Annotated in this window: 22 protein-coding genes; 4 read left to right on the forward strand and 18 right to left on the reverse strand. The window is 40.1% G+C overall.

The window, feature by feature from the left end; genetic code table 11:
• Positions 1-73: 73 nt before the first annotated feature.
• Genes mazG through rlmD form a run of 3 tightly spaced genes read right to left on the reverse strand, consistent with a single transcriptional unit; the run spans position 74 to position 4,364 of the window.
• Positions 74-832, reverse strand: a complete 759-nt coding sequence (gene mazG / locus PS1M3_RS12095; protein WP_371816614.1) for a nucleoside triphosphate pyrophosphohydrolase — start codon at positions 830-832, stop codon at positions 74-76.
• A 41-nt stretch (positions 833-873) separates the two neighbouring features.
• Positions 874-3,030, reverse strand: coding sequence for a GTP diphosphokinase (relA, locus tag PS1M3_RS12100; protein ID WP_006794155.1), 2,157 nt, complete (start codon positions 3,028-3,030; stop codon positions 874-876).
• A gap of 8 nt (positions 3,031-3,038) precedes the next feature.
• Positions 3,039-4,364, reverse strand: a complete 1,326-nt coding sequence (gene rlmD / locus PS1M3_RS12105) for a 23S rRNA (uracil(1939)-C(5))-methyltransferase RlmD (RefSeq protein WP_203984456.1) — start codon at positions 4,362-4,364, stop codon at positions 3,039-3,041.
• Positions 4,365-4,489: 125 nt separating this feature from the next.
• Here rlmD and barA point away from each other — a divergent pair, with 125 nt between their 5' ends.
• The gene (gene barA, locus PS1M3_RS12110; protein ID WP_203984458.1) at positions 4,490-7,276 is read left to right on the forward strand and encodes a two-component sensor histidine kinase BarA; all 2,787 of its coding nucleotides are present in this window, start codon (positions 4,490-4,492) and stop codon (positions 7,274-7,276) included.
• A 70-nt stretch (positions 7,277-7,346) separates the two neighbouring features.
• Here barA and pdxJ read toward each other — a convergent pair whose 3' ends face one another.
• The 10 genes from pdxJ to rpoE all read right to left on the reverse strand — a co-directional run bounded on the left by pdxJ (position 7,347) and on the right by rpoE (position 16,023).
• Positions 7,347-8,078, reverse strand: coding sequence for a pyridoxine 5'-phosphate synthase (gene pdxJ / locus PS1M3_RS12115; protein WP_006794152.1), 732 nt, complete (start codon positions 8,076-8,078; stop codon positions 7,347-7,349).
• Between the two features lie 22 nt (positions 8,079-8,100).
• Positions 8,101-8,793, reverse strand: a complete 693-nt coding sequence (gene recO / locus PS1M3_RS12120) for a DNA repair protein RecO (protein WP_203984467.1) — start codon at positions 8,791-8,793, stop codon at positions 8,101-8,103.
• A 20-nt stretch (positions 8,794-8,813) separates the two neighbouring features.
• On the reverse strand, positions 8,814-9,746 hold the full coding sequence (gene era / locus PS1M3_RS12125) for a GTPase Era (RefSeq protein ID WP_006794150.1): 933 nt from the start codon (positions 9,744-9,746) through the stop codon (positions 8,814-8,816).
• Positions 9,736-10,413, reverse strand: coding sequence for a ribonuclease III (rnc, locus tag PS1M3_RS12130; protein ID WP_006794149.1), 678 nt, complete (start codon positions 10,411-10,413; stop codon positions 9,736-9,738). The genes era and rnc overlap by 11 nt, the downstream gene beginning before the upstream one ends.
• Positions 10,414-10,415: 2 nt before the next feature.
• Positions 10,416-11,351, reverse strand: coding sequence for a signal peptidase I (lepB, locus tag PS1M3_RS12135; RefSeq protein WP_203984474.1), 936 nt, complete (start codon positions 11,349-11,351; stop codon positions 10,416-10,418).
• 16 nt (positions 11,352-11,367) lie between these two features.
• Complete coding sequence (gene lepA, locus PS1M3_RS12140; protein WP_008132753.1) at positions 11,368-13,158, reverse strand: translation elongation factor 4; 1,791 nt, start codon at positions 13,156-13,158, stop codon at positions 11,368-11,370.
• 246 nt (positions 13,159-13,404) lie between these two features.
• Entirely contained in the window at positions 13,405-13,854 is a 450-nt protein-coding gene (locus PS1M3_RS12145) for a SoxR reducing system RseC family protein (protein WP_008132754.1), read from the reverse strand.
• Positions 13,855-13,873: 19 nt separating this feature from the next.
• Positions 13,874-14,824 carry a MucB/RseB C-terminal domain-containing protein gene (locus PS1M3_RS12150; protein WP_008132755.1) on the reverse strand — a complete coding sequence of 317 codons (951 nt, stop codon included), beginning with the start codon at positions 14,822-14,824 and terminating at the stop codon, positions 13,874-13,876.
• Positions 14,825-14,828: 4 nt separating this feature from the next.
• On the reverse strand, positions 14,829-15,440 hold the full coding sequence (locus tag PS1M3_RS12155) for a sigma-E factor negative regulatory protein (RefSeq protein ID WP_203984476.1): 612 nt from the start codon (positions 15,438-15,440) through the stop codon (positions 14,829-14,831).
• A gap of 1 nt (position 15,441) precedes the next feature.
• Positions 15,442-16,023, reverse strand: coding sequence for an RNA polymerase sigma factor RpoE (gene rpoE / locus PS1M3_RS12160; RefSeq protein ID WP_006794143.1), 582 nt, complete (start codon positions 16,021-16,023; stop codon positions 15,442-15,444).
• Positions 16,024-16,269: 246 nt separating this feature from the next.
• On the opposite strand from rpoE, the gene nadB reads away from it, so the two are divergent.
• A complete protein-coding gene (gene nadB / locus PS1M3_RS12165) occupies positions 16,270-17,880 on the forward strand; it encodes an L-aspartate oxidase (protein WP_203984484.1) in 1,611 nt (536 codons plus the stop codon).
• Here the strand turns inward: nadB and PS1M3_RS12170 are convergent.
• Together PS1M3_RS12170 and PS1M3_RS12175 are read right to left on the reverse strand one after the other, a co-directional pair.
• Positions 17,855-18,196 (reverse strand): hypothetical protein, encoded by a 342-nt coding sequence (locus PS1M3_RS12170; protein WP_371816615.1) that lies wholly within the window; start codon positions 18,194-18,196, stop codon positions 17,855-17,857. The two genes, nadB and PS1M3_RS12170, sit on opposite strands and share 26 nt — an antisense overlap.
• Before the next feature lie 70 nt (positions 18,197-18,266).
• On the reverse strand, positions 18,267-18,518 hold the full coding sequence (locus PS1M3_RS12175) for a succinate dehydrogenase assembly factor 2 (protein WP_006794140.1): 252 nt from the start codon (positions 18,516-18,518) through the stop codon (positions 18,267-18,269).
• A gap of 161 nt (positions 18,519-18,679) precedes the next feature.
• Between PS1M3_RS12175 and ygfZ the strand changes: the two genes are divergently transcribed.
• Both ygfZ and PS1M3_RS12185 read left to right on the forward strand, forming a co-directional pair.
• Complete coding sequence (ygfZ, locus tag PS1M3_RS12180; protein WP_203984495.1) at positions 18,680-19,591, forward strand: tRNA-modifying protein YgfZ; 912 nt, start codon at positions 18,680-18,682, stop codon at positions 19,589-19,591.
• Between the two features lie 12 nt (positions 19,592-19,603).
• Entirely contained in the window at positions 19,604-20,089 is a 486-nt protein-coding gene (locus PS1M3_RS12185; RefSeq protein WP_006794138.1) for a peptidylprolyl isomerase, read from the forward strand.
• A 36-nt stretch (positions 20,090-20,125) separates the two neighbouring features.
• Here the strand turns inward: PS1M3_RS12185 and PS1M3_RS12190 are convergent, their stop codons facing one another.
• From PS1M3_RS12190 to PS1M3_RS12200, 3 genes are read right to left on the reverse strand one after another with little or no spacing between them, the layout of a single operon-like run.
• On the reverse strand, positions 20,126-20,614 hold the full coding sequence (locus tag PS1M3_RS12190; RefSeq protein ID WP_203984508.1) for a hypothetical protein: 489 nt from the start codon (positions 20,612-20,614) through the stop codon (positions 20,126-20,128).
• 25 nt (positions 20,615-20,639) lie between these two features.
• Complete coding sequence (locus tag PS1M3_RS12195) at positions 20,640-21,452, reverse strand: DUF481 domain-containing protein (protein ID WP_008132777.1); 813 nt, start codon at positions 21,450-21,452, stop codon at positions 20,640-20,642.
• Positions 21,453-21,496: 44 nt separating this feature from the next.
• On the reverse strand, positions 21,497-21,817 hold the full coding sequence (locus PS1M3_RS12200; protein ID WP_006794135.1) for an HI1450 family dsDNA-mimic protein: 321 nt from the start codon (positions 21,815-21,817) through the stop codon (positions 21,497-21,499).
• Between the last annotated feature and the right edge of the window lie 124 nt (positions 21,818-21,941).

Genomic DNA, 21,941 nt, shown 5'->3' on the forward strand with positions numbered 1-21,941 from the left:
GAAATTGTACCAAAACATGCTTTAGCAATCCAGCTAAAATTAGCGAATGGGCGATTAAAAAACGTGCGCTATTTTATTTATGTTTTTTGATTGCTTCCCATGCATTATCCATTTCTTCAAGGCTTGCCGTGTCTAAGCTTTTACCTTGTGCTTGCAAGTACGCCTGTACCTTTTCAAATCGGGCAGAAAACTTATCATTTGCATTTCTGAGGAGCTGCTCTGGGTCGCGTTTAACGTGACGCGCTACATTAACAGTGGCAAACAGTAAATCGCCAAGCTCTTCTGCCGTGTGATCTGACAAGGGGTTTTGTGTTATTGCTTCTTTAACTTCAAGTACTTCTTCGCTTACTTTATCAAGTGCGCCATGATAGGTGGGCCAGTCAAATCCCATTGAAGCCACTCGCTGTTGAATTTTTTTAGCCTTGCTAAGGCTTGGCATATTTGCAGGAATATCTTGCCATAACAGTGATTCTTCAGACATTGCTTTTTCGCTTCGCTCTTGGGCTTTAATAGCTTGCCACTGAGCTGACAACTGCTCATCATTGAGGGCTTTTTTCTCGCCAAAAACATGAGGGTGGCGACGTGTTAATTTTGCATTTAGTTGTTCTATTACGTCGTTAAAGTCAAACAAGCTTTGCTCTTGAGCTAATTGGGCATAAAACACAATTTGAAACAGTAAGTCTCCAAGCTCACTTTTAAGGTCATTTAAATTACCTGATTCTATACAGTCGGCAACTTCGTAGGCTTCTTCAAGTGTATGCGGCACAATTGATTTAAAGTCTTGTTTGAGATCCCAAGGGCAACCACCATTGGGATCTCTTAATGTTTGCATGATATTCAGTAATTCTGTTAATGCTGAATGGTTAGCCAAAGCTACTGCCCTCGCTTAGCATGGTGAACACCTTCAATTTGATGCAATTTAGAAAGTACACGATTAGTGCCCGATAAATCATGTACTTCTATTTGCATGGTAAATACTGCTAACTGGTCAGCGCCCACGGTATTTACATTCATGTTAAGTACGTTTACTTTTTCGTTAGCCAGTACAGAACTGATATCGCGAATTAGTCCAGATCTGTCGCTTGCTTCAATTTTTATACTGAGCGCGTATGATCCATTTATATCTTCAGACCAACTAACTTCAACAACACGCTCTGGGTGCTGCGTTTTCAAATTATTAAATGAATCACAATCATCACGATGTACACCAATACCACGGCCTTGCGTTATATAACCGATGATCTGATCACCTGGAACGGGGCGGCAACATTTAGCAACGTGGCTCATTAAACTACCCACACCATCAACCACTATGCCGTTTTTATCGCCCGTTACTTTGCTTGGTGCTTTAAAACGAATAACAGGTTCGTCTTCTGTACGGTCAGTAACAAAATTAAGCATTTGGTTAAGACGCACATCGCCTGCTCCAATTGCGACCATTAAGTCATCAAGCTCTTTAAAGTTAAATCGCTTGATTGCTGGGGCTAAATCTTTGTATGTTAAATCAAGCTTTTGCAGCTCGTTATCAAGAATCTCTTTACCCGCACTTAAGTTTTTGTCGCGGTCAAGTTGCTTAAACCAATGGTGTATTTTGGCACGTGCACGAGATGATTTAATATAACCCAGTGACGGATTTAACCAATCTCTACTGGGGTTTGGCTGTTTTTGTGTGAGGATTTCGACCTGATCGCCCGTCGTTAATTGATGCGTAAACGGCACTATTTTGCCAAATACTTTCGCGCCAATACAACGATGTCCCACATTAGAATGAATGTAGTAAGCAAAATCGAGCGGCGTGGCCCCTAATGGTAGATCAAAAATATCGCCCCGCGGGGTAAATACATATACACGGTCTTCAACAACTTGGTTTTTTAGCTCTTCAGCTAAATCGCCGCCATCCACCACTTCTTCCTGCCATTGCAGTAATTTACGTAACCAGCTAATTTTTTGCTCGTAACCCGAGCCACGCCCAGGTAAAGCCCCTTCTTTGTACATCCAATGAGCGGCTACACCGAGTTCTGCATCTTGATGCATATCTTGCGTGCGGATTTGTATTTCTACGGTTTTGCCCTCAGGGCCAAAAACAACGGTGTGAATTGACTGATAGCCATTTTGCTTAGGCGTTGCAACATAGTCATCAAACTCTTTGTTCAAATGGCGCCAGTTGGTATGCACTATACCCAGCGCACCGTAGCAATCTTGCAAGCGGTCAACCACAATACGCATAGCACGTATGTCAAAAAGTTGATCAAACTCGTAGTTTTTTTGCGCCATTTTTTTGTAAATACTGTAGATATGCTTGGGCCGACCATATACCTCAGCCTCTATACCTGCTTCACTTAAACGGCTTTTAACCTGTTCTACCATGTCTTCCATATAGGCTTCACGGGCAAGACGTTTATCATCAAGCTGTTTTGCTATTTTTTTGTACGTATCTGGGCGTAAATACCTGAACGATAAATCTTCAAGTTCCCACTTTAACTGGCCAATACCAAGTCGGTTTGCTAAAGGAGCAAAAATGTCGGCTGTTTCTTTGGCGGCAATAACACGCTCTTCTTCACCTGCATTTTTAACGTTACGTAAATGACATACCTGCTCAGCAAGTTTAATCACCACAGCGCGCACATCCTCAACCATGGTTAATAACATTTTACGAATATTATCGACTTGAACAGTGCCTTTACCTTGGTGCGACAAAGTACTAATAGTCGCCATTTGAGAAACCCCCGTTAACAACAAGGATATATTGCTTCCAAGCTGCTCTTGAACGGTTTCAAGGGAGACCACATCATTTAAAAAATAGGGTGTTAGATACGCTGTAGCTAACGACTCAGCATCGAGGTTTAACTCGACTAAAATTTCCACCATTTCTATGGCTGTATTTTGCCAGTCTTGGTTATCACTTTTAACACAAAGCGCTTGCGCCTTATTAAGCAACTGAGTCTTTTCTGTAGATAGGTCGAGTGCTTTTAACCGTGTAAAAAGATCACCCGTTTCATCTTGTTGATGTGATTGACGTGTCGCTACCATAATGCGCTTTACCTCCGTTGAAATAACGCCATAGTTTCAATATGCCCAGTATGAGGAAACATATTCATTAGCCCAATTTTGTTGAGCTCAAAGCCTGCTTGCGAAATAATAGCGCTGTCACGGGCTAGGGTAACAGGGTCGCAAGAGACGTATAAAATTGTTTTAAATTGCTTTAAAGGTAACTGCTCTAATATAGCCATTGCACCAGTACGTGAAGGGTCTAATACCAACACATCTAGGTTTTTATTAAACCACTGCGCATTTTGTATTTTTTGCGTTAAATCAAAACAATGAAACTGCGCGTTACTGATAGAGTTAGTTTGCGCATTTTGCGCGGCCATTGCAACCGCAGAAGCAACACCTTCTATACCAATCACCGTTTTTGCTTGTTTTGCCAGCACAAGTGAAAAGTTACCAATACCACAAAATAAATCTAATATATTTTCATTACCACTTAAACCAAGCCAATCTACCGATTGTTTTAACATAGCTTGATTAACTTGAGCATTAACTTGAATAAAATTATCCAAACCAAACTCAAATTTTAGTTTAAATTCATCTAGGTAATAGTAAGGCATAGTAATATTAGTATGGTCAATTACATCACTTTCGCTTTGCCAAATAACTGAGTATTTGTAAGGCGTACAGGCTTTTATGACCACAGCCTTTGCTTCATCACTAATTGCTTTAGTGTGACGAATGACCACAAAGTTATGCGTTTCACTTTGGCATAATTGTAGGTGGCTTATACTGTGTAATGACTTATTGTGATTAATTAATTCGTCAAAGAGTGTAAAAACAGTTTCATAGGCGTCAGTCAAAACCGCACACTTATTAATACTCACAATATTTTTTGAACCACTCGCTCTGTACCCTATACGCATTTTTTTAGCGGCCTTATCAAACATAACCGCTATTCGTGCACTTCGCCTATAATGCGTTGCACTACTTAATATTGGAGCTTGCCAGTTTAAATTTGTTTGCTTGGCAAATTTTTCGAAAAGCTGTTCAACTGCGGCTTGCTTTTCAACTACTTGCTGGTTTACATCTAAATGCTGTAATTGACAGCCTCCACAATGGTTATAATGCTCACAAAAAGGCGCTACTCTGGCTTCACTTGCTTTAATCACTTTGTGTGTAATTGCACTACTGTAGCGCGCCTTATCATCAACAAGGGTCGCTTTTACTTTCTCGCCCGGTAATGCGCCTGCGACAAAGCATACTTTATTGTTATATTTTGCTACGCCACGGCCTTGGTGATCCATATTTGTTATATCGAGCACCACTGACTTTTGTTGAAGAGGTTTTTTTTTCGCTTTAAAAATTTGCGCCATGTGGCATTACCTTACATTTATTTAGGTTAAAACTCGTAACTAATCACGTGTAGGTGAAGCTTTGAGAATAGGCATCGAAACGTATATACTCAAAACATACTAATAATGATAATAATGCTGCCACTATGACCAAATTAGGCTTACGTGATTCTGTTTTAACTTTGACCCTGATCCCCACTGTGATCATTGGATTGCTGCTTGGTGGTTATTTTACAGTAAATCGTTACATTGAGCTTGATGAAATTTTATATCAGCAAGGCGCAACTATTTCGGAGCCTTTAGCAATTGCCTTAGAACAACCGCTTCTTGATAAAAATAAAGTATTACTAAATCGTTTAATCAGTTTTACACATAATCGGCACTCCCCGTCTATTAAGTCAATTGCTATATTTGACACTAACAACGAGCTGTTGATGACGAGTAATTACCACCGCTCATTTGATGAATTAATCAATCAAGCGTCTCTTGCATCACTTAAAGCCACAAAAATAGAATCCTCAAAAGATATAATTACCTTCTATACGCCAATTGTTGGTCATTCTTCACCTAATACTCAATGGGACGCTTCAGCCTTTCAAACATCGTTAGGTACGGTCATTTTACAGCTAAACAAAGATAAAGCCGTTATAGGCCAACAACGCGCCTTACTTATTAGTGGCATAGTTATTATTTTATCTTTGGTATTAGCGGCAATTATGGCATTTAAACTTAGCCGCATGTTCATGACTCCTTTAAATAAGTTAGTACTTGCAACCGACAAACTCGTTGAAGGAAAAAGAAGTACTGGCCTTACTGATACCATGTTGGGTGAATTTGATATTCTTCGTGAAGGATTAAATACCATAGCCGATACTATGGTGATGCAAAAAGACGAAATGCAAAAAAATATTGACCAAGCAACCAGTGATTATCGTGAAACGCTTGAACAATATGAAACGCAAAATATTCAGCTCACAATGGCAAAAAAAGAAGCACAAGATGCCAACCGTGTTAAGTCTGACTTTTTAGCAAAAATGAGTCACGAGCTACGTACACCACTTAATGGTGTAATGGGATTTACCCGCCAGCTTTATAAAACACCACTGAACAAGCATCAAAAAGATTACCTCGATACAATCATGTTATCGGCTAATAGTTTAATGACTATTATCAGCGATATTTTAGATTTTTCTAAACTAGAAGCTGGAGCGATGGAACTTGAATCGATTCAATTTCAATTGCGCGATGCAGTAAATGAAGTAATGACATTGCTTGCCCCAAGCGCCCATGAAAAACAGCTTGAGCTCTCTATTTATATAAACCCACAAGTCCCTGACGATTTGACTGGCGATCCTACTCGCTTTAAACAAGTACTTATTAATTTATTAAGTAACGCAATTAAATTTACCGAGCAAGGTTCTATAAAAGTAGATATTAGCTACCGCTTACTTGATGAAGAAAGTGCCTCTGTTTTAGTGTCGGTAACAGATACCGGTGTGGGTATACCAATGGATAAGCAAGATTCATTGTTTACTCCTTTTGGCCAAGCAGATTCAAGCATTACGCGCAAATTTGGGGGGACCGGCCTCGGCCTGATTATCACCAAACATATTGTTGAAGCGATGAATGGTCGAATATCGTTAAACTCAGCGCCTGGTAACGGAACATGTTTTACATTCAATAGTGTTTTTAGACTGCCTAATCACGTATTTACAAACGATCTACCAAGTAAGTCACTCATTGGTAAGCGTATTTTATACCTTGAGCCGCACGAGCATACGCATCATGCTGTATTGTCTTTATTGACTGAGTGGCAAGCAAATGTAACGCCATGCTTTAACGAAGCCAGCTTTTTATCGGCCGTAGAAAATACCCAAACCAAATTTGATATTTGTTTAATTGGCCACATGGCATCGGTTGATCACATGCAACTATTAAAAGGCTATGTAAAAACAGTAAGAGACTCGACCGACTATTTATATTTAATGCTTAATACCGTTTCACATAATATGCGTGAGGCGTTTATTGGCAGCGGTGCAGATGCTTGCTTAAGTAAGCCGCTGAATCATCGTAAGTTATGTGAAGTGCTTGCCGCACCATATAGACTCGACCATCCTGTTCATAATATAGAGCAGAGCGAGCAAAAATTATTACCGCTTAAAGTGCTGGTTGTTGATGATAACGATGCTAACTTAAAACTTATATGTACATTGCTCGATGAACAGGTTGAAGTAATTGATACCGCTCATAATGGTTCACAAGCTTATAGTTTAAGTAAAAGCCATAAGTACGATGTTATTTTTATGGACATTCAAATGCCGATAATGGATGGCATAACCGCGTGTAAACTTATCCAAGAGTCATCGCTTAATGAAGACACACCTATAATTGCAGTAACTGCGCATGCCCTGCATAGTGAAAAAGAACAACTACTGAAAGATGGCTTTAAAGGATATTTAACCAAGCCTATTGATGAAGATACACTTAAACAAATTATTAGCGACCACAGCCCACAAACGCCAATAAATCGTGAAAAAAGCAAAAATGAAATACCACAAAGTCCAGCGCCTTTTGAGAGTAGCCGAATAGATTGGCCCCTTGCATTACAACGCGCTGGCGGAAAAAACGAATTGGCGCTTGAAATGCTTAATATGCTGCTTTTAAGCGTACCAGAAACGCTTAATTTACTGACTAAAGCTATTGATGATGAAGCTTGCGAACAAGTACTTAGTATTGTGCATAAATTTCATGGTGCGTGTTGCTACACGGGTGTACCGAAATTAAAATCGTTAGCTGAAACTATTGAGACTTCACTTAAAAATGAGTGCGTGCTCGAAAATATAGAACCTGAACTTTTTGAGCTACAAGATGAGCTTGAAAACCTATTGGTTGACGCAAAAATGGATAGTAAAAACAAAAAAGACGTGCTTTAAGCGCGTCTTTCAATTATGCCTTAACACTCATACTTGATAGTTAAGTTAAAACAGCTAGTTATAATTAAAGTTAAATCCGCGCTTCAATCATTAGGCGCTTCATATCACGCACCGCTTTATCTAGGCCATCAATGGCGGCACGCGCAATAATAGCGTGGCCTATATTTAACTCATAAATTTCTGGCATAGCCGCTATTGGTTTTACATTATGATAATTTAAACCATGCCCTGCATTTACAATTAAGCCTAAACTTGCAGCGTATTGTACTCCTTGACGAATGTGTTCAAGTTCTTTGCTTAAGTCGCTATCGTTTGTAGCGTCTGCGTATGCACCGGTGTGTATTTCTACATAAGGTGCGCCACAGGCTTTTGCAGCATCTAATTGTGCAGTATCCGCGTCAATAAATAATGAGACTTTGATACCTGCATCAGTAAGGGTTTTAGTTGCCGCTTTTATTTTTTCTATATTACCTGCAACATCTAAACCGCCCTCAGTGGTCAATTCCTCTCGTTTTTCCGGCACTAAACAAACATATTCAGGCTTCACCTCTAAAGCAATAGCAATCATTTCATCGGTTACTGCTGTTTCGAGGTTCATACGTGTTTGAATGGTTTTTGCCATTACGTACACGTCACGGTCTTGAATGTGGCGGCGGTCTTCACGTAAATGAATGGTAATGCCGTCTGCACCGGCGTGCTCTGCAACGCTTGCTGCATGTGCTGGGTCAGGATACGTTGTTCCTCGTGCTTGGCGAAGCGTTGCAATGTGATCAACATTTACACCCAAAAGAATATCTTTCATTGTTTTACCTGTAAAATTACGTTTATTGAGAGGCCGTAAATAACTCACGACTTTTTAATGGCTTATTACCTAACAAAGGTTTTAGTAAATAGCGACTTAACTGTTTTGCCATATATAACACATCTTTTCGGCTAAAGTCATGATTTGCTATTGCTTGAAGCTGTTCACCGCTAAAACCTGAGCGAGTATCTTCTTGGATAACAAACCCAAGTTCAGAGAAATAACTATACGTAAGCGCTTCATCTATTGGCTCACCGTTGGTATCAAAACTGAAATCAACACCGTAACCCAGTAATTCTAGTAATTGAAATTCGTACGAACGCAAAACAGATTGCAAATTGGTGCCACGGTTTAAGTTTTCTAAATGAGATTTATAAAGCTCATAAGCTTGTTCAATAGGCTCATTAACAGGCACTATTCTGTTTGTTAACTCGTTTAAATAAAACCCACAATAAAGCTCGTCACCAGATAGAAAAAGCGGTGCGCCGTGCAGCTCAAATTTATTAATGTATTTTAAATCGTACTTACCACTATAGTGAACAAGTAGAGGTTGAAAGGGTTGTAATTGCGCTTTGTGTTTAGTGGCCTGGCGGCCACTAATTCGTGCGATCATTCTAAGCTGGCCAACGCCTTCTACTAGCATATCGAGCATTACTTGTGAGTCACTATAAGGACGTCGGTGTAATAAATATGCGGTATAGAAGTCACTATCCATAAAGTAGGTTACTTACTATTTTAGTCTTCACCATAGCCTAGGCTTCTAAGTGCGCGTTCGTCATCAGCCCAACCAGATTTAACTTTTACCCAAAGCTCTAAAAATACTTTGTTATCGAGCATTTCTTCAAGATCTTTACGGGCTTCACGGCCAATTACTTTTAGCTTTTCGCCTTTGTTACCAATAACCATGCGCTTTTGTGTTTCACGTTCAACTAAAATTAACCCATTGATATGCCAAACACCGTTTTCTTGCCACTTAAACTGCTCTATTTCAACAGTAACCGAGTAAGGTAATTCTTCACCCATAAAGCGCATTAGCTTTTCACGAATAACCTCTGCAGCCATAAAGCGCATCGAACGATCGGTCACGTAGTCATCTGGAAAGTAAAACTCACATGGCGGAAGACGTTTGGTTACTTCGTCTTTTATAAGGTCAATATTTTTACCTTGCTTAGCCGAAACCGGCATAATGCTTACAAAGTCAAACTTATCGCCTAATAACTTCATGTGCGGAAGCACTAAATCACGGTCTTTCACTTGGTCAATTTTATTAATAACCAACATCACGGGCTTACCGCTTTGTGATACTTTATTTAGTACCATTTCATCATCAGCAGTCCAGTGTGTTCCTTCAACCACAAAAATAATCAGTTCTACGTCACCAATTGAACTAGACGCAGCACGATTCATTAAACGGTTAATTGCGCGCTTTTCTTCTATGTGAAGTCCCGGCGTATCAACATAAACGGCTTGATGCTTACCTTCTGTATGAATACCCATAATACGGTGGCGCGTTGTTTGCGGCTTACGTGAAGTAATACTGACTTTTTGCTCAATAATCTCATTGAGTAAAGTCGATTTACCTACGTTAGGACGTCCTACAATGGCAATCATGCCACAAAATGTATCAATATCGCCTTCATGAGGTTGTATTAGGGTATCAAGATTCATTTTTAATTATCTTCAATGCTTTTTCAGCAGCTTTTTGTTCGGCCTTACGGCGTGAGCTACCAACAGAAATTATGCTATCCATTCCATCAACAATACATTCAACCGTGAATGTTTGATTGTGCGCTTGGCCCTTTGTATCAACCACAGTGTAGCCTGGTAAAGGAAGTTTGCGACCTTGTAGATGCTCTTGCAGCAGGGTCTTCGGATCTTTTTGGTTAAGCCCTGGTGAAATAGCATCTAACCGTGATTCGTACCACGATAAAATAAGCTCGCTGCAACGCTCGATACCTGAATCTAAAAACGCGGCACCAATAATGGCTTCTACTGCATCGGCAAGTGTTGATTCGCGGCGGAATCCACCACTTTTAAGCTCACCTGGGCCTAAACGTAAGTAATCACCTAAACCAAATTCAACGCCAAACTCAGCAAGTGTTTGACCACGTACCAGTGTTGAACGCATGCGGCTTAAGTCGCCTTCACGTGCTTTTGGGAATTTGGCATAAAGTGCATTAGCAATAACAAAGCTCAAAATTGAGTCGCCTAAAAACTCCAAGCGCTCGTTATGCTGACCTTTGTGACTGCGGTGCGTCATTGCCTGTTCAAGTAAACCTTGATCAGAAAACTCGTAGCCGATTTTGTTGTATAACTCTGTTACATTTTTTTTCATTGTTACTGAATATTACCTAGGCGTTCAAAGCGAACACCAGTTGGAACCCATCCTGGTAAAACATCATCAGGGCCATTCTCAAATTCAAAACTCATCCATATAAAGACAGCTTTCCCCACCAAGTTTTCTTTTGGTACAAATCCCCAAAATCGACCATCTTCACTATTATCGCGGTTGTCACCCATCATAAAATAGTGATCTGCGGGTACAACCCACTCATCAGTGCGAGTACCAGCTTGTCTAAAGTAGCGACCTTTTTTCTCTGGAACCTCAGGGTAAATTAAAATATCGTGACCATCTTCTGTTAGCGATTCATTTATTCGAACCGATTCCATGCCTTTTAGCATAAACTCGCCTCTATCTTTCACTTCCATGTCAATTTTGTTGTACTCACCACATTGTAAGTTACTGCGGTTTACTTCACCCTCAGTACACTTTGGCTGAATGTATAGGTGCTTATCGCGGTATACAACCTTATCGCCAGGTAGTCCTATTGTTCTTTTGATGTAGTCAATTGTTTCATTGCCAGGAAACTTAAAAACAACAATATCACCACGTTCAGGCTCGTCCATCTCAACTAATTGAGTGCGCCAAACGGGGTCTTTTATACCGTATGAATACTTTTGTACTAAAATAAAATCGCCCACGAGTAGTGTTGGCATCATTGAACCTGACGGAATTTGAAAAGGTTCAAAGATAAACGATCTGAAAATAGTAATAGCAGCAATCATCGGAAAAATCGATTTTGCAGTTTCAGTTAATACTGGCTCTGGTGCAATTAATGCTGCTGTTTCATCATCTAACTTTGCGCCAGCAGAGGTTTGTGCTAACGCTAAACGCTCTTGCCTTTTTGGTGCATACATTAAGTGGTCTATTAACCATATTAAGCCTGAGCCTAAGGTTAACAGCACCAATAAAATTGAAAAGTAACCAGCCATTTATAATCCTTTGTTGTTATTTGCCAACTTTCAAAATAGCTAAAAACGCCTCTTGAGGTACTTCTACATTACCTACTTGTTTCATGCGTTTTTTACCATCTTTCTGCTTTTTGAGTAGCTTTTTCTTACGACTCACATCACCACCGTAACATTTGGCAATTACGTTTTTACGTAGCTGTTTTACAGTTGTACGCGCAATAACATGCTGGCCAATCGCGGCTTGAATTGCAATATCAAACATTTGACGCGGAATAAGCTCTTTAAGCGCATCAGCAAGCTGACGACCACGCGATTGCGCACTGTCTCTGTGAGCAATAATTGCAAGCGCATCAACACGTTCACCATTAATTAAAATATCAACGCGAACCATATCTGAGGTTTGAAAGTGCTTAAAATTATAATCTAGCGATGCAAAACCACGGCTTGTAGATTTAAGCTTATCGAAGAAATCCATTACCACTTCAGCCATTGGTAACTCATACGTTACTGCAACTTGCTTACCGTGATAAGTCATTTTGGTTTGGCTACCGCGCTTTTCAATACATAGGGTAATTACATTACCTAAGTACTCTTGCGGTACTAATATATTTGCCTCAACAATCGGCTCGCGAATTTCTACAATGTCATTTACTGCGGGTAAGTCAGACGGATTATCGATTTGGAAAGTGCGATCGTCCTTCGTTACGATTTCGTAAATTACCGTTGGTGCGGTTGTAATCAAATCAATATCGTATTCGCGCTCTAAACGTTCCTGAATAATTTCCATGTGGAGCATACCCAAGAAACCACAACGAAAACCAAAGCCAAGTGCCGTTGAGTTTTCTGGCTCGAAGAATAAAGACGCATCGTTTAAGCTTAGCTTGTTAAGCGCATCACGGAATGACTCATACTCGTCAGACGCAATTGGGAACATACCTGCATATACTTGCGGTTTAATTTTCTGAAAGCCAGGTAAACGTTCTGGTGCTGCGTTTCTTTGATGTGTGATCGTATCACCAACGGGTGCACCGTGAATCTCTTTAATACCTGCGATAACAAAGCCTACTTCACCGGTACGTAAGATACCTGTATTGGTTTGCTTAGGTGTGAATATGCCCACTTGATCGGCTGTATGAATGTGCTCGTTAGACATGATTTTAATTTTGTCACCCGTGCGTAGCTCACCGTGCTTAATGCGCACAAGCGATACAACACCTTGATATGGGTCAAACCATGAATCAATAATTAGCGCTTGTAGAGGCTCATCTTTTTCACCAACTGGCGGCGGGATGTCTTTGACGATCATTTCAAGTACTTCGGCAATACCAACACCTGTTTTAGCACTACACTGCACAGCGTCTAAAGCATCAATACCAATAATTTCTTCGATTTCTTCAGCAACACGCAATGGATCTGCTTGTGGCAAATCGATTTTGTTTAATACAGGAATTACTTCTAAGTCCATTTCAATTGCGGTGTAACAGTTTGCTAAAGTTTGCGCTTCAACGCCTTGCCCTGCATCAACAACTAATAATGCGCCTTCACATGCAGCTAAAGAACGCGATACTTCATAGGTGAAGTCAACGTGCCCTGGGGTATCGATAAAGTTAAGTTGATATGTTTCGCCGTCATTTGCTTTGTAGTTCAACGTTACACTTTGCGCTTTGATGGTAATACCACGTTCGCGCTCAATATCCATTGAATCTAAAACTTGTTTTTGCATTTCACGGTCGGTTAAACCGCCACAAACTTGAATCAAACGATCTGAAAGGGTCGATTTACCGTGGTCAATATGGGCGATTATCGAAAAATTACGGATATGCTTCATAAACTGAGTTCAATACTTCTTATTTAAAGGACTAAATATGGATACCTAAGTGACTTGCAAATACTTGTTTTAGCATGCTTTTTAATTAATTCAAAACATACATAATGACGAAAAATGATATAAACAATCAATAACGGCTCACACAGCAACCATGCTGGTTAACATTTATTAAATTGTTTTAAATCACAGCTTCCTGTATTTCCAAGTTACTTGGGTATAAAACGCCAATTTTACATTTAATTGGCGTCAATCACCATCTATTTGAGTTAAAGGGATGCTAATTGGGTGAATTTTTACTACTTTTATATCGTGCCTGAGCGATTTAACACGTGTTCTTGCAATATAAAACCCCAAAACACCGCCCATAACAGCTGCAAATATTTGCCACACTTCGCCCATTATTAATAACTCAGACGTAGCAAGTGCAAAAACAAGACTTAAAAAAAGCGGCAGCATATACACAGCAAATGCGTGTTTTACCATATGGCTATCATCAAGGGATAAAGTGATCTTCTGGCCTATTTCGACAGGGGACTCAAATTTATAAGGGAGTGTTTTTTTTGCAGTGCCAAATAATTTACTAAATACTTGGGAGCCGCAACGACCGTTGCAGCCAGCGCAAGCTTGCTTTTGCTCGGCTTCTAAATGAGCCGTGTGACCACTAAGGGCCACAACAGTGAGGGTTTGTTCAATCATAACAATCCTTACGAATCGTTTATAAAGCGCGCGTAACAGATTCGGCTATTGCCTTTGCAGTTAGGCTTGGCACATTACCAACAACCGATACATCAAAATTACCGCCATTATGCACATAAACCGTTGTAGCGCCAGAGGTGAGTGCACCACTTAAACGTTTACCAGGTAGTGGTCGCTGAATAAATACCGACACTTCAACAAACCCATCTGAATATAGATAGTAATCCGTAAGCTCATTATTCAAATCTAGCTTGTGTCTGTCCGATTTGAGTAGCTCAAAACCGGCAGGTAACCAGCTTATTTTCCAGTTAGTTGACGAATTATCAACTCCTTCCAACTCGCTTTCAGGTAAGGGTGTAGGAAAATTTCGATTTAACACTTCTAATAGCATAGGAGCTGGTTGTTCAGTCACACTAATATGGGTTAACTGAAGCTGCTCAAGAGCTTCTCCTTGATGGTTTACATAAGCAGCTTTTAATAGCAGCGCCGATTCCATATCAAGCCAAATCCAGTAGTTATATTTGTGCTCATCTTTTGACTCTATACGTACAAGTTGTGCAGCACGCCCAGCAATACGCCCTTTTCCGCCAAGTACAAAATCGTAGTGCTCACTTAAGCGTTGTATGTCTTTAAAAAGTACTTCTGGGATAGGCCCTGCAATAGAGTCTGTTTTTAGTGAATAAGGTTCAGACTGAGGTTCAAAGTAAGTTACCTGGTCGTTGACTCTAATCATTTCAAGGCCTGCGCCATTGAGCAAACTTAAGTGTTCGAGTTCAGTTTCACCTTGTTTGGCGTGCACCCATCGATAGGGTTCCATTGATTTACCTTTAACAACCACAAACGAGGCATCAAAGTTACGATTATGAACAGCATTAGCCATTTCTAATAATAACGTTTTGGCAGGATTTGTGTCGTTGGCAACTGCAGTAAAGCTCAATACCAACGACAGAACAAAAGTGATTACTTTCATTTAATTAGTTTTTTTCCTCTTGCGCTTTTGTTTCATTTTGCGCTGTTTGAAGAGAGTTAGCAACACGTGCTTGACGTTGATGCTCTAATACTAACGCGCCAATACGCTGTTGTTGCAACTCACGTAAACCTTGCTCTGCGTTTTCAAGAGCGGGCGCAGATGAGTAGCTTACTGGTGACGCCATACCTGTTAACGGTGTTGTTTGCAGTAATGGGATTTCATTTTGCTGTGGATCACTTTGCGGTAACGTGCTTACTCCCACAATCGCAAACATTGCCACACTTGCGGCAATTGCAAGCTGAGCAACAGGCTTACGCCAATTAAATGCCACTACGTTATTCTGTTCTGGCTTATCGTCCACTTTAGACTGCGCTTTCGACTGGGTAAAGTCAGCATATACAGGCTCGCTTTCAAGTGCTAGAGCAACGCGTTCGCTAATATCAATATGGATGTCGTGGTTATTTTTTTGAGCACGCATTGCATCACCAATTAACGCATAACGACCAAACGTAGAAACATCTTGCTCTGCAATTTTTGCATCAGCTAGGTGCTGCTCGCCATCAAGTAATGCAGATAACGATTCGTTATCTAACTTGTTAAGGTGTGCTTTTGTCATACTAAGACTCGCCTATTAATGGGTTTAATTTGTTATCAATTGCTTCACGGGCACGAAATATACGCGAACGTACTGTGCCTACAGGGCAATCCATTACCACAGCTATTTCTTCATAGCTCATACCCTCAATTTCTCTGAGAGTTATTGCGGTTTTAAGGTCTTCAGGCAAACTATCAATTGTATTAAAAATTACAGCGCGAACCTCTTCACTTAATAAAAGGTTTTCAGGTGATGCGTTTGAACGCATCGAGTCACCACAATCATAAAATTCAGCTTCTTCAGCGTCAATATCATTAGCTGGCGGCTTACGCCCCTGAGCAACTAAATAATTTTTAGCACAATTAACGGCAATACGGTATAACCAAGTATAGAAAGCACTGTCGCCTCTAAAGTTGGGAAGTGCACGGTAAGCTTTTATAAAAGCTTCTTGCGCTACATCAGCAATATCGCCTTGATTTGATACATAACGGGATATCAAACCTGCAATTTTGTTTTGATACTTCTTTACTAATAGATTGAAGGCATTTTTATCGCCCTGCTGCACTCTTCTTACTAGCACTAAATCCAATTCCTGCTCGCTCATTCGAGCCGGTACTCCTATGTCTGGTTTTTGCTTGTTATTCATATTATCGCCATTGTTCACAAATACTCTGACCGCGGCATGAATAAAAAGTTCTGCTTAATATTATTTTTATATAAAATAGTTCATAAATAACGGCGCTAAGCCATTAAAATCACTACATAGTGGTATGACAAATATGATACAACTACAAATATTAAAAACAAATACTGCTTTATTTAAGCATTGTAACCGCAAAGTACCCCTGACATGAACCAAAATAAACATCACATCGCAGATGTCGCTATTATCGGAAGCGGCGCGGCTGGCTTATCTCTTGCCTTATCACTAGCTAACTATTGTAACGTTACCGTTATTAGTAAAGGCGCGCTTACAGAAGGCTCTACACTTTATGCACAAGGTGGCATCGCTGCAGTATTTGATAAAAAAAATGACAGTATTGAATCGCATGTTGAAGATACTCTGGATGCTGGCGGCGGCCTATGTGACCGTGAAGCTGTTCACTATACAGCAAGTAATGCACACGATTGCCTTCAATGGCTAATTGACCAAGGTGTGCCTTTTGACATGGAATTTGATAGCAAAGGCAAAGAGCGTTTTCACTTAACGCGAGAAGGCGGTCATAGCCATCGTCGAATTTTGCATGCCGCCGATGCGACAGGTAAAGCCGTTCAAACAACATTAATAAGCCAAGTAAAATTACATAAAAACATCACTCTACTTGAGCAATACAATGCAATTGATTTAATTACTGACAAAAATACTGTCAAAGCAGGAACACACGTTGAGGGTATGTATGTGTGGAACAAAAAAGCTAAAAAAGTCGAAACTATATCAGCTAAATTTGTAGCACTTGCGACCGGTGGAGCAAGCAAGGTGTACTTATATACATCTAATCCTGATGTATCAAGCGGTGACGGTATTGCTATGGCTTGGCGAGCTGGCTGTAAAGTGGCTAATATGGAATTTAATCAATTCCATCCCACCAGCTTATACCACCCTGAATTACAAAACTTTCTAATTACCGAGGCAATGCGCGGTGAGGGCGCGTATTTAAAACGCCCAGACGGCACTCGCTTTATGAAAGATTTTGATGAACGTGAAGAGCTAGCCCCTCGTGATATAGTCGCTCGCGCAATCGATTTTGAAATGAAGCGCCTAGGTGCAAATTGCGTTTATTTAGATATTAGCCACAAAGATAAAGAATTTATTATTGAGCACTTCCCTACCATTTATGCAAAATGCTTGAGTGTTGGGTTAGATATTACAAAAGAAGCGATTCCGGTTGTCCCTGCCGCACACTACACTTGCGGTGGTGTAATGACTGACTTTAACGGTAAAACAGATTTAGATAATCTATATGCCGTTGGTGAAGTAGCTTACACCGGCCTGCACGGTGCAAACAGAATGGCAAGTAACTCATTATTAGAATGCATTGTGTTTGCCCATGCTGCAGCGAAAGATATTTTAAGCAAAATTGAACATGCACCAGAACCCATGACCTTGCCGCAATGGGATGAAAGCCGTGTAACTAACTCGGACGAAGAAATAGTCATTACGCATAATTGGCATGAGCTACGCCTCTTTATGTGGGATTATGTCGGTATTGTTCGTTCAACTAAGCGTTTAGAGCGCGCACTACATCGGGTTGAGTTGCTACAACAAGAAATACACGACTATTATGCTAACTTTAGAGTAAGTAACAACTTACTCGAGCTACGTAATTTAGTGCAAGTAGCAGAGTTAATCATTAGAAGTGCAATGCAAAGAAAAGAAAGTAGAGGGCTTCATTACACAATTGATTACCCTGAGCAAAACGAAAACCCAACCCCCACTATTTTGACCCCTGAGCGCCATTAACCGCACTCAAAACAGCTCGTTTTAATCGGGCATAGCTTTGCTTATCAACACCATTGGCTGAAATAATAAGCCAATGGTTGTTATTAAATCCTTTTATGAATAGCCAAACACTGCCCAAAAACACTTTGCTTTTAGGACTTATTTGCCCTTCTATTTTATGTACGTCATTTTCGAATCTAAACAAACTAGGCTCTAAAATAATCACGCCCATTTGCGGTTGACAGGCTTTTACTTTACGCCCGACTAAAACCCCAGTTATTAGGTTGGCAAAAATACATATTAGGATTGCCAAAAAAGAGCTTAAAAATAAACACATTATTAAAGTAAGCACACAAAAAAAGACCACAATGGGTTTGTGGTCTGCTTTATTATTTTTTACAGTGAACCTATACACGAACTCTGTTTAATATGAGTTGTACCATACTATTTAGCTGCTCGTCTTTGCATTTTTCATGGCCCATAAACCATGCAAATAGATCAGGATCTTCTTGTGTTAACAAGCGCTGAAAAATAGCTTGTTGCTCTGCATTTAAAGAATCGTATGCTTCTTCTACAAACGGCATAAACAAAACATCTAGCTCTAACATACCACGACGACAAGCCCAACGAATACGTGCTTTACTATGAATTTCAACCATTTTAAACCTCATACTGAATTGACTCGAGTTTAACAAACACAAGCCGGTTTAGCAGCTATTAATCAACTATAAAATAAATACACCCCTGCGGGTGCTTGTCTGTACCATACGTAGCAACTGAGTTATTATGTCACTTCATTTGTATTGCAAAGAAGGTTTTTATGTCTAGCGTTTACGCATGTCCGTTATCTCACCAACTTATTAGCCTTACAGGTGCTGATAAATTATCTTATCTGCATGGGCAAATTACTCAAGATCTAAATAAACTAACCAACAGCAATTTTTTATGGACCGGCCACTGTAGCGCCAAAGGAAAACTTTGGGGCGTATTTAAGCTATTTTCTCACCAAGACAGTTACTACTTATCTGGCAGTAGTGCTGAGGTAGAGCAATCGTTAGTTGAGCTAAAGAAATACGCAGTATTTGCAAAAGTAGACATAAGTGCGTCTTCAAACCGGTTAATTGGTCTTATTGGTGATGACTTATCTACGGTTTTAACAGAGCTGGGTATTGCTTTTGACGACAATATAATAGCGTGTGACTTTGATAACGGTAAAGCATTAAAGCTGGCTGATAACCGAGTGTTGCTTATGGTTAATAGTCAGTTTGCAATCCCTGATAGCGTTTTAACGCTTGATAACGATGCCCCATGGCAGCAAGCAGCAATATTAGCTGGCGAGCCACAGCTGAGCAGTGATGCGATTGGCGAATATGTACCGCAAATGGTTAACTTACAAGCCATTGGTGGCATCAGCTTTAAAAAAGGCTGTTACACAGGACAAGAAACTGTAGCGCGCATGAAGTACCTTGGTAAAAATAAGCGTGCAATGTATATCGTATCAGGGCAAAGCGAAAGCATGCTGGATGAACCCGAACTTGAAGTACAACTGGGTGAAAACTGGCGCCGTGCTGGTAAACTTATTGCGCAAAGCTTTGATGAAAAAACTAATATATTAACTGGCCTTGTTGTGTTGCCAAACGATACTGAAACAACGCAATTACTTCGTGCAAAACACGCGCCTGAGGTAGAGCTAAGCATTCTGCCTTTACCCTACTCTTTAGATGATGAATAAATAGGAATGACTATGATCGTTGCGGCAAACAAAGTGGTAAAAATGCATTATTCAGTAATGGATAATGATAACAATAGCATTGATAACTCGTTCGGTGGTGAGCCGCTACATTTTATTGTGGGTACTGGTTACCTCATTTCAGGCCTTGAAAATGCGCTACTAGGTAAACAACCTGGTGATACGCTTAGCGTAAAAGTTGAGCCTGAAGATGGTTACGGTGAACGCCACGACAACCTAATGCAAGCTGTGCCAAAATCGATGTTCGAGGGTATGGAAATTGAAGTAGGTATGCAATTTCGCGCATCAACAGATGATGGCGACCAATCAGTAATGATTATTGATATTCAAGATGAAGAAGTCATTGTTGATGGCAATAACCCGCTTGCAGGTATTACGCTTAACTTTGATGTAGAAATACTTGAAGTGCGTGATGCAACTGAGGACGAACTCACTCATGGCCATGTTCATGGCGAAGGGGGTTGTGGTCACGACCACTAACTTAAACGTATAAAAAAAGCGCCTAAGGCGCTTTTTTTATATCATATTATTACGTTTGACCACTTTGGGTTCGCTTTGTTGCTTTTGAGGCTGCGCCATTGGTACGTTTTGTTTTTTTAGTGCGTCTAATAACCCTTGCTGATCGTTTGTACCCACTCTATACAAGGTACCATCGTTAAGCATTAGCTGAACAGCACTAAATCCAGACACGGTATAAACCCACCCATCGTGCGTTATTCGAATACCAATACCATGTCTGTATGAGTTTTGAACCGCTTTTGCCTCTGAAATATCGCTGAGCATAATTTGCTGGCCAGCCACGCCCGGGCCAAATCCCCAGCTAATTGTTTTATCGTCAACTTTAACTGTTAAGCCATGAAACAAAAAGCCCACCAGTACCAATACACCTGCAAAAATAATTAACGGCCAATCTGCCCCAATTAAATTCCATGCTAAAGCAACAAAGCCACCAATCCAGGTCAAAACAAAAAAGATAAACACCGCATACTGTTTATGCTGATACATATTATTCTCTAATTAAATAAAATACTTAAAAGCTATACACTAAAGTAGCACTGAGCTCAGAATCAAACTTAAGTTTATCATCTTCTGGTTTTGAATTATAACGATACATATAAGCAAACTTAAGAGACACCGCCCCTATAACCTGACTAATCAGCGCAGTTTCAGACTTTAATCGTGAATTTAACCCTGACAATGACTGCTCTATACTCACATCTTGATTAAAACGTGTGCGTTTTGAAACCAGTCGCTCCCATTGCATAGCAACACGAAGTAAGTAACCGGTTTTACTTTCTTCGCTTTCACTCACCGTTGAGTCTTCATCAGCTACCGAACGGTACAAACCAGGCCCGATATCAATATCTACTTTGTTCTTAGTGCCCTGATAAACACGCGCACCATACCCTGTTGCAATGGTGCTTTTAAATTTAAGGCCACTAAACTGATCTTCCTCGTAATCGCCATAAATAAAAAACGATGAATTTTTAACGCCTACTTTGTAGTTACCTTGTGCAGATACAAACACACGGTTTGCAGTTACATCGCTGTCTCCAGTGTCGTCATTTTCGTCGCGCTTATAAAGGGAGTCAATTTTGAATTGGTTTCGCCACTTTTCAAAATCTTGGTAAAGGTTACCTTTGAGCTTAAAGCTGGTTGAATTGATATTTCCCCGAGACAAAATAAACCCAAACTCAGTATCGCCGTAAAGCATTTCGCCTTTGTGTAAATCATGAATTTCTTCGTCAGAAAGCTGCCCATACTCATGAAAATCTTCAAATGGATCAACAGCCCAGCAAGAGCCACTAATTAAAATAAAAATTAAAAATAAATACTTACGCAAAATTCTATCTCGCCACTTAATCAAAAATAAACAAACAGCAGGGCTTATTCACTTTCTTTCCATAAAATATGGCAAAACGGGGCGTCTTTATCACGGCTAATTAAAATTTTTGCAAATAGCACATCTTCATTATCAAACTCTAAACCCACTAGCACTTGAATAAAGTGTTCTGGCTCAATTTCAAGCGCAACAAAATCTTGCCACTGGTCGTCCGGTTCATCTTCTTCAATAAAGCCAAGATCTTCTCGGTACTCATTAAAGTTTTCAACGTCATCATCACTTAAGTTACTCGGTGCTAACTCTAAAAAAATATCATAAGCTTGATGTGTTGCTTCTTCGATTGTAAATAAACGTGGACCCGACATAGTTGCGTAACCTTAACCTTAATAATTGGCGGTATGTTATCAAATCTGATTAGCTATTTGATAAAAAAGCGTTTAAAAACCTGACTTTTTTAACCTCAAACCACACTTTGTTAATTATCAAAAT

Source organism: Pseudoalteromonas sp. PS1M3, assembly GCF_016865405.1.
Taxonomy (GTDB): domain Bacteria; phylum Pseudomonadota; class Gammaproteobacteria; order Enterobacterales; family Alteromonadaceae; genus Pseudoalteromonas; species Pseudoalteromonas marina.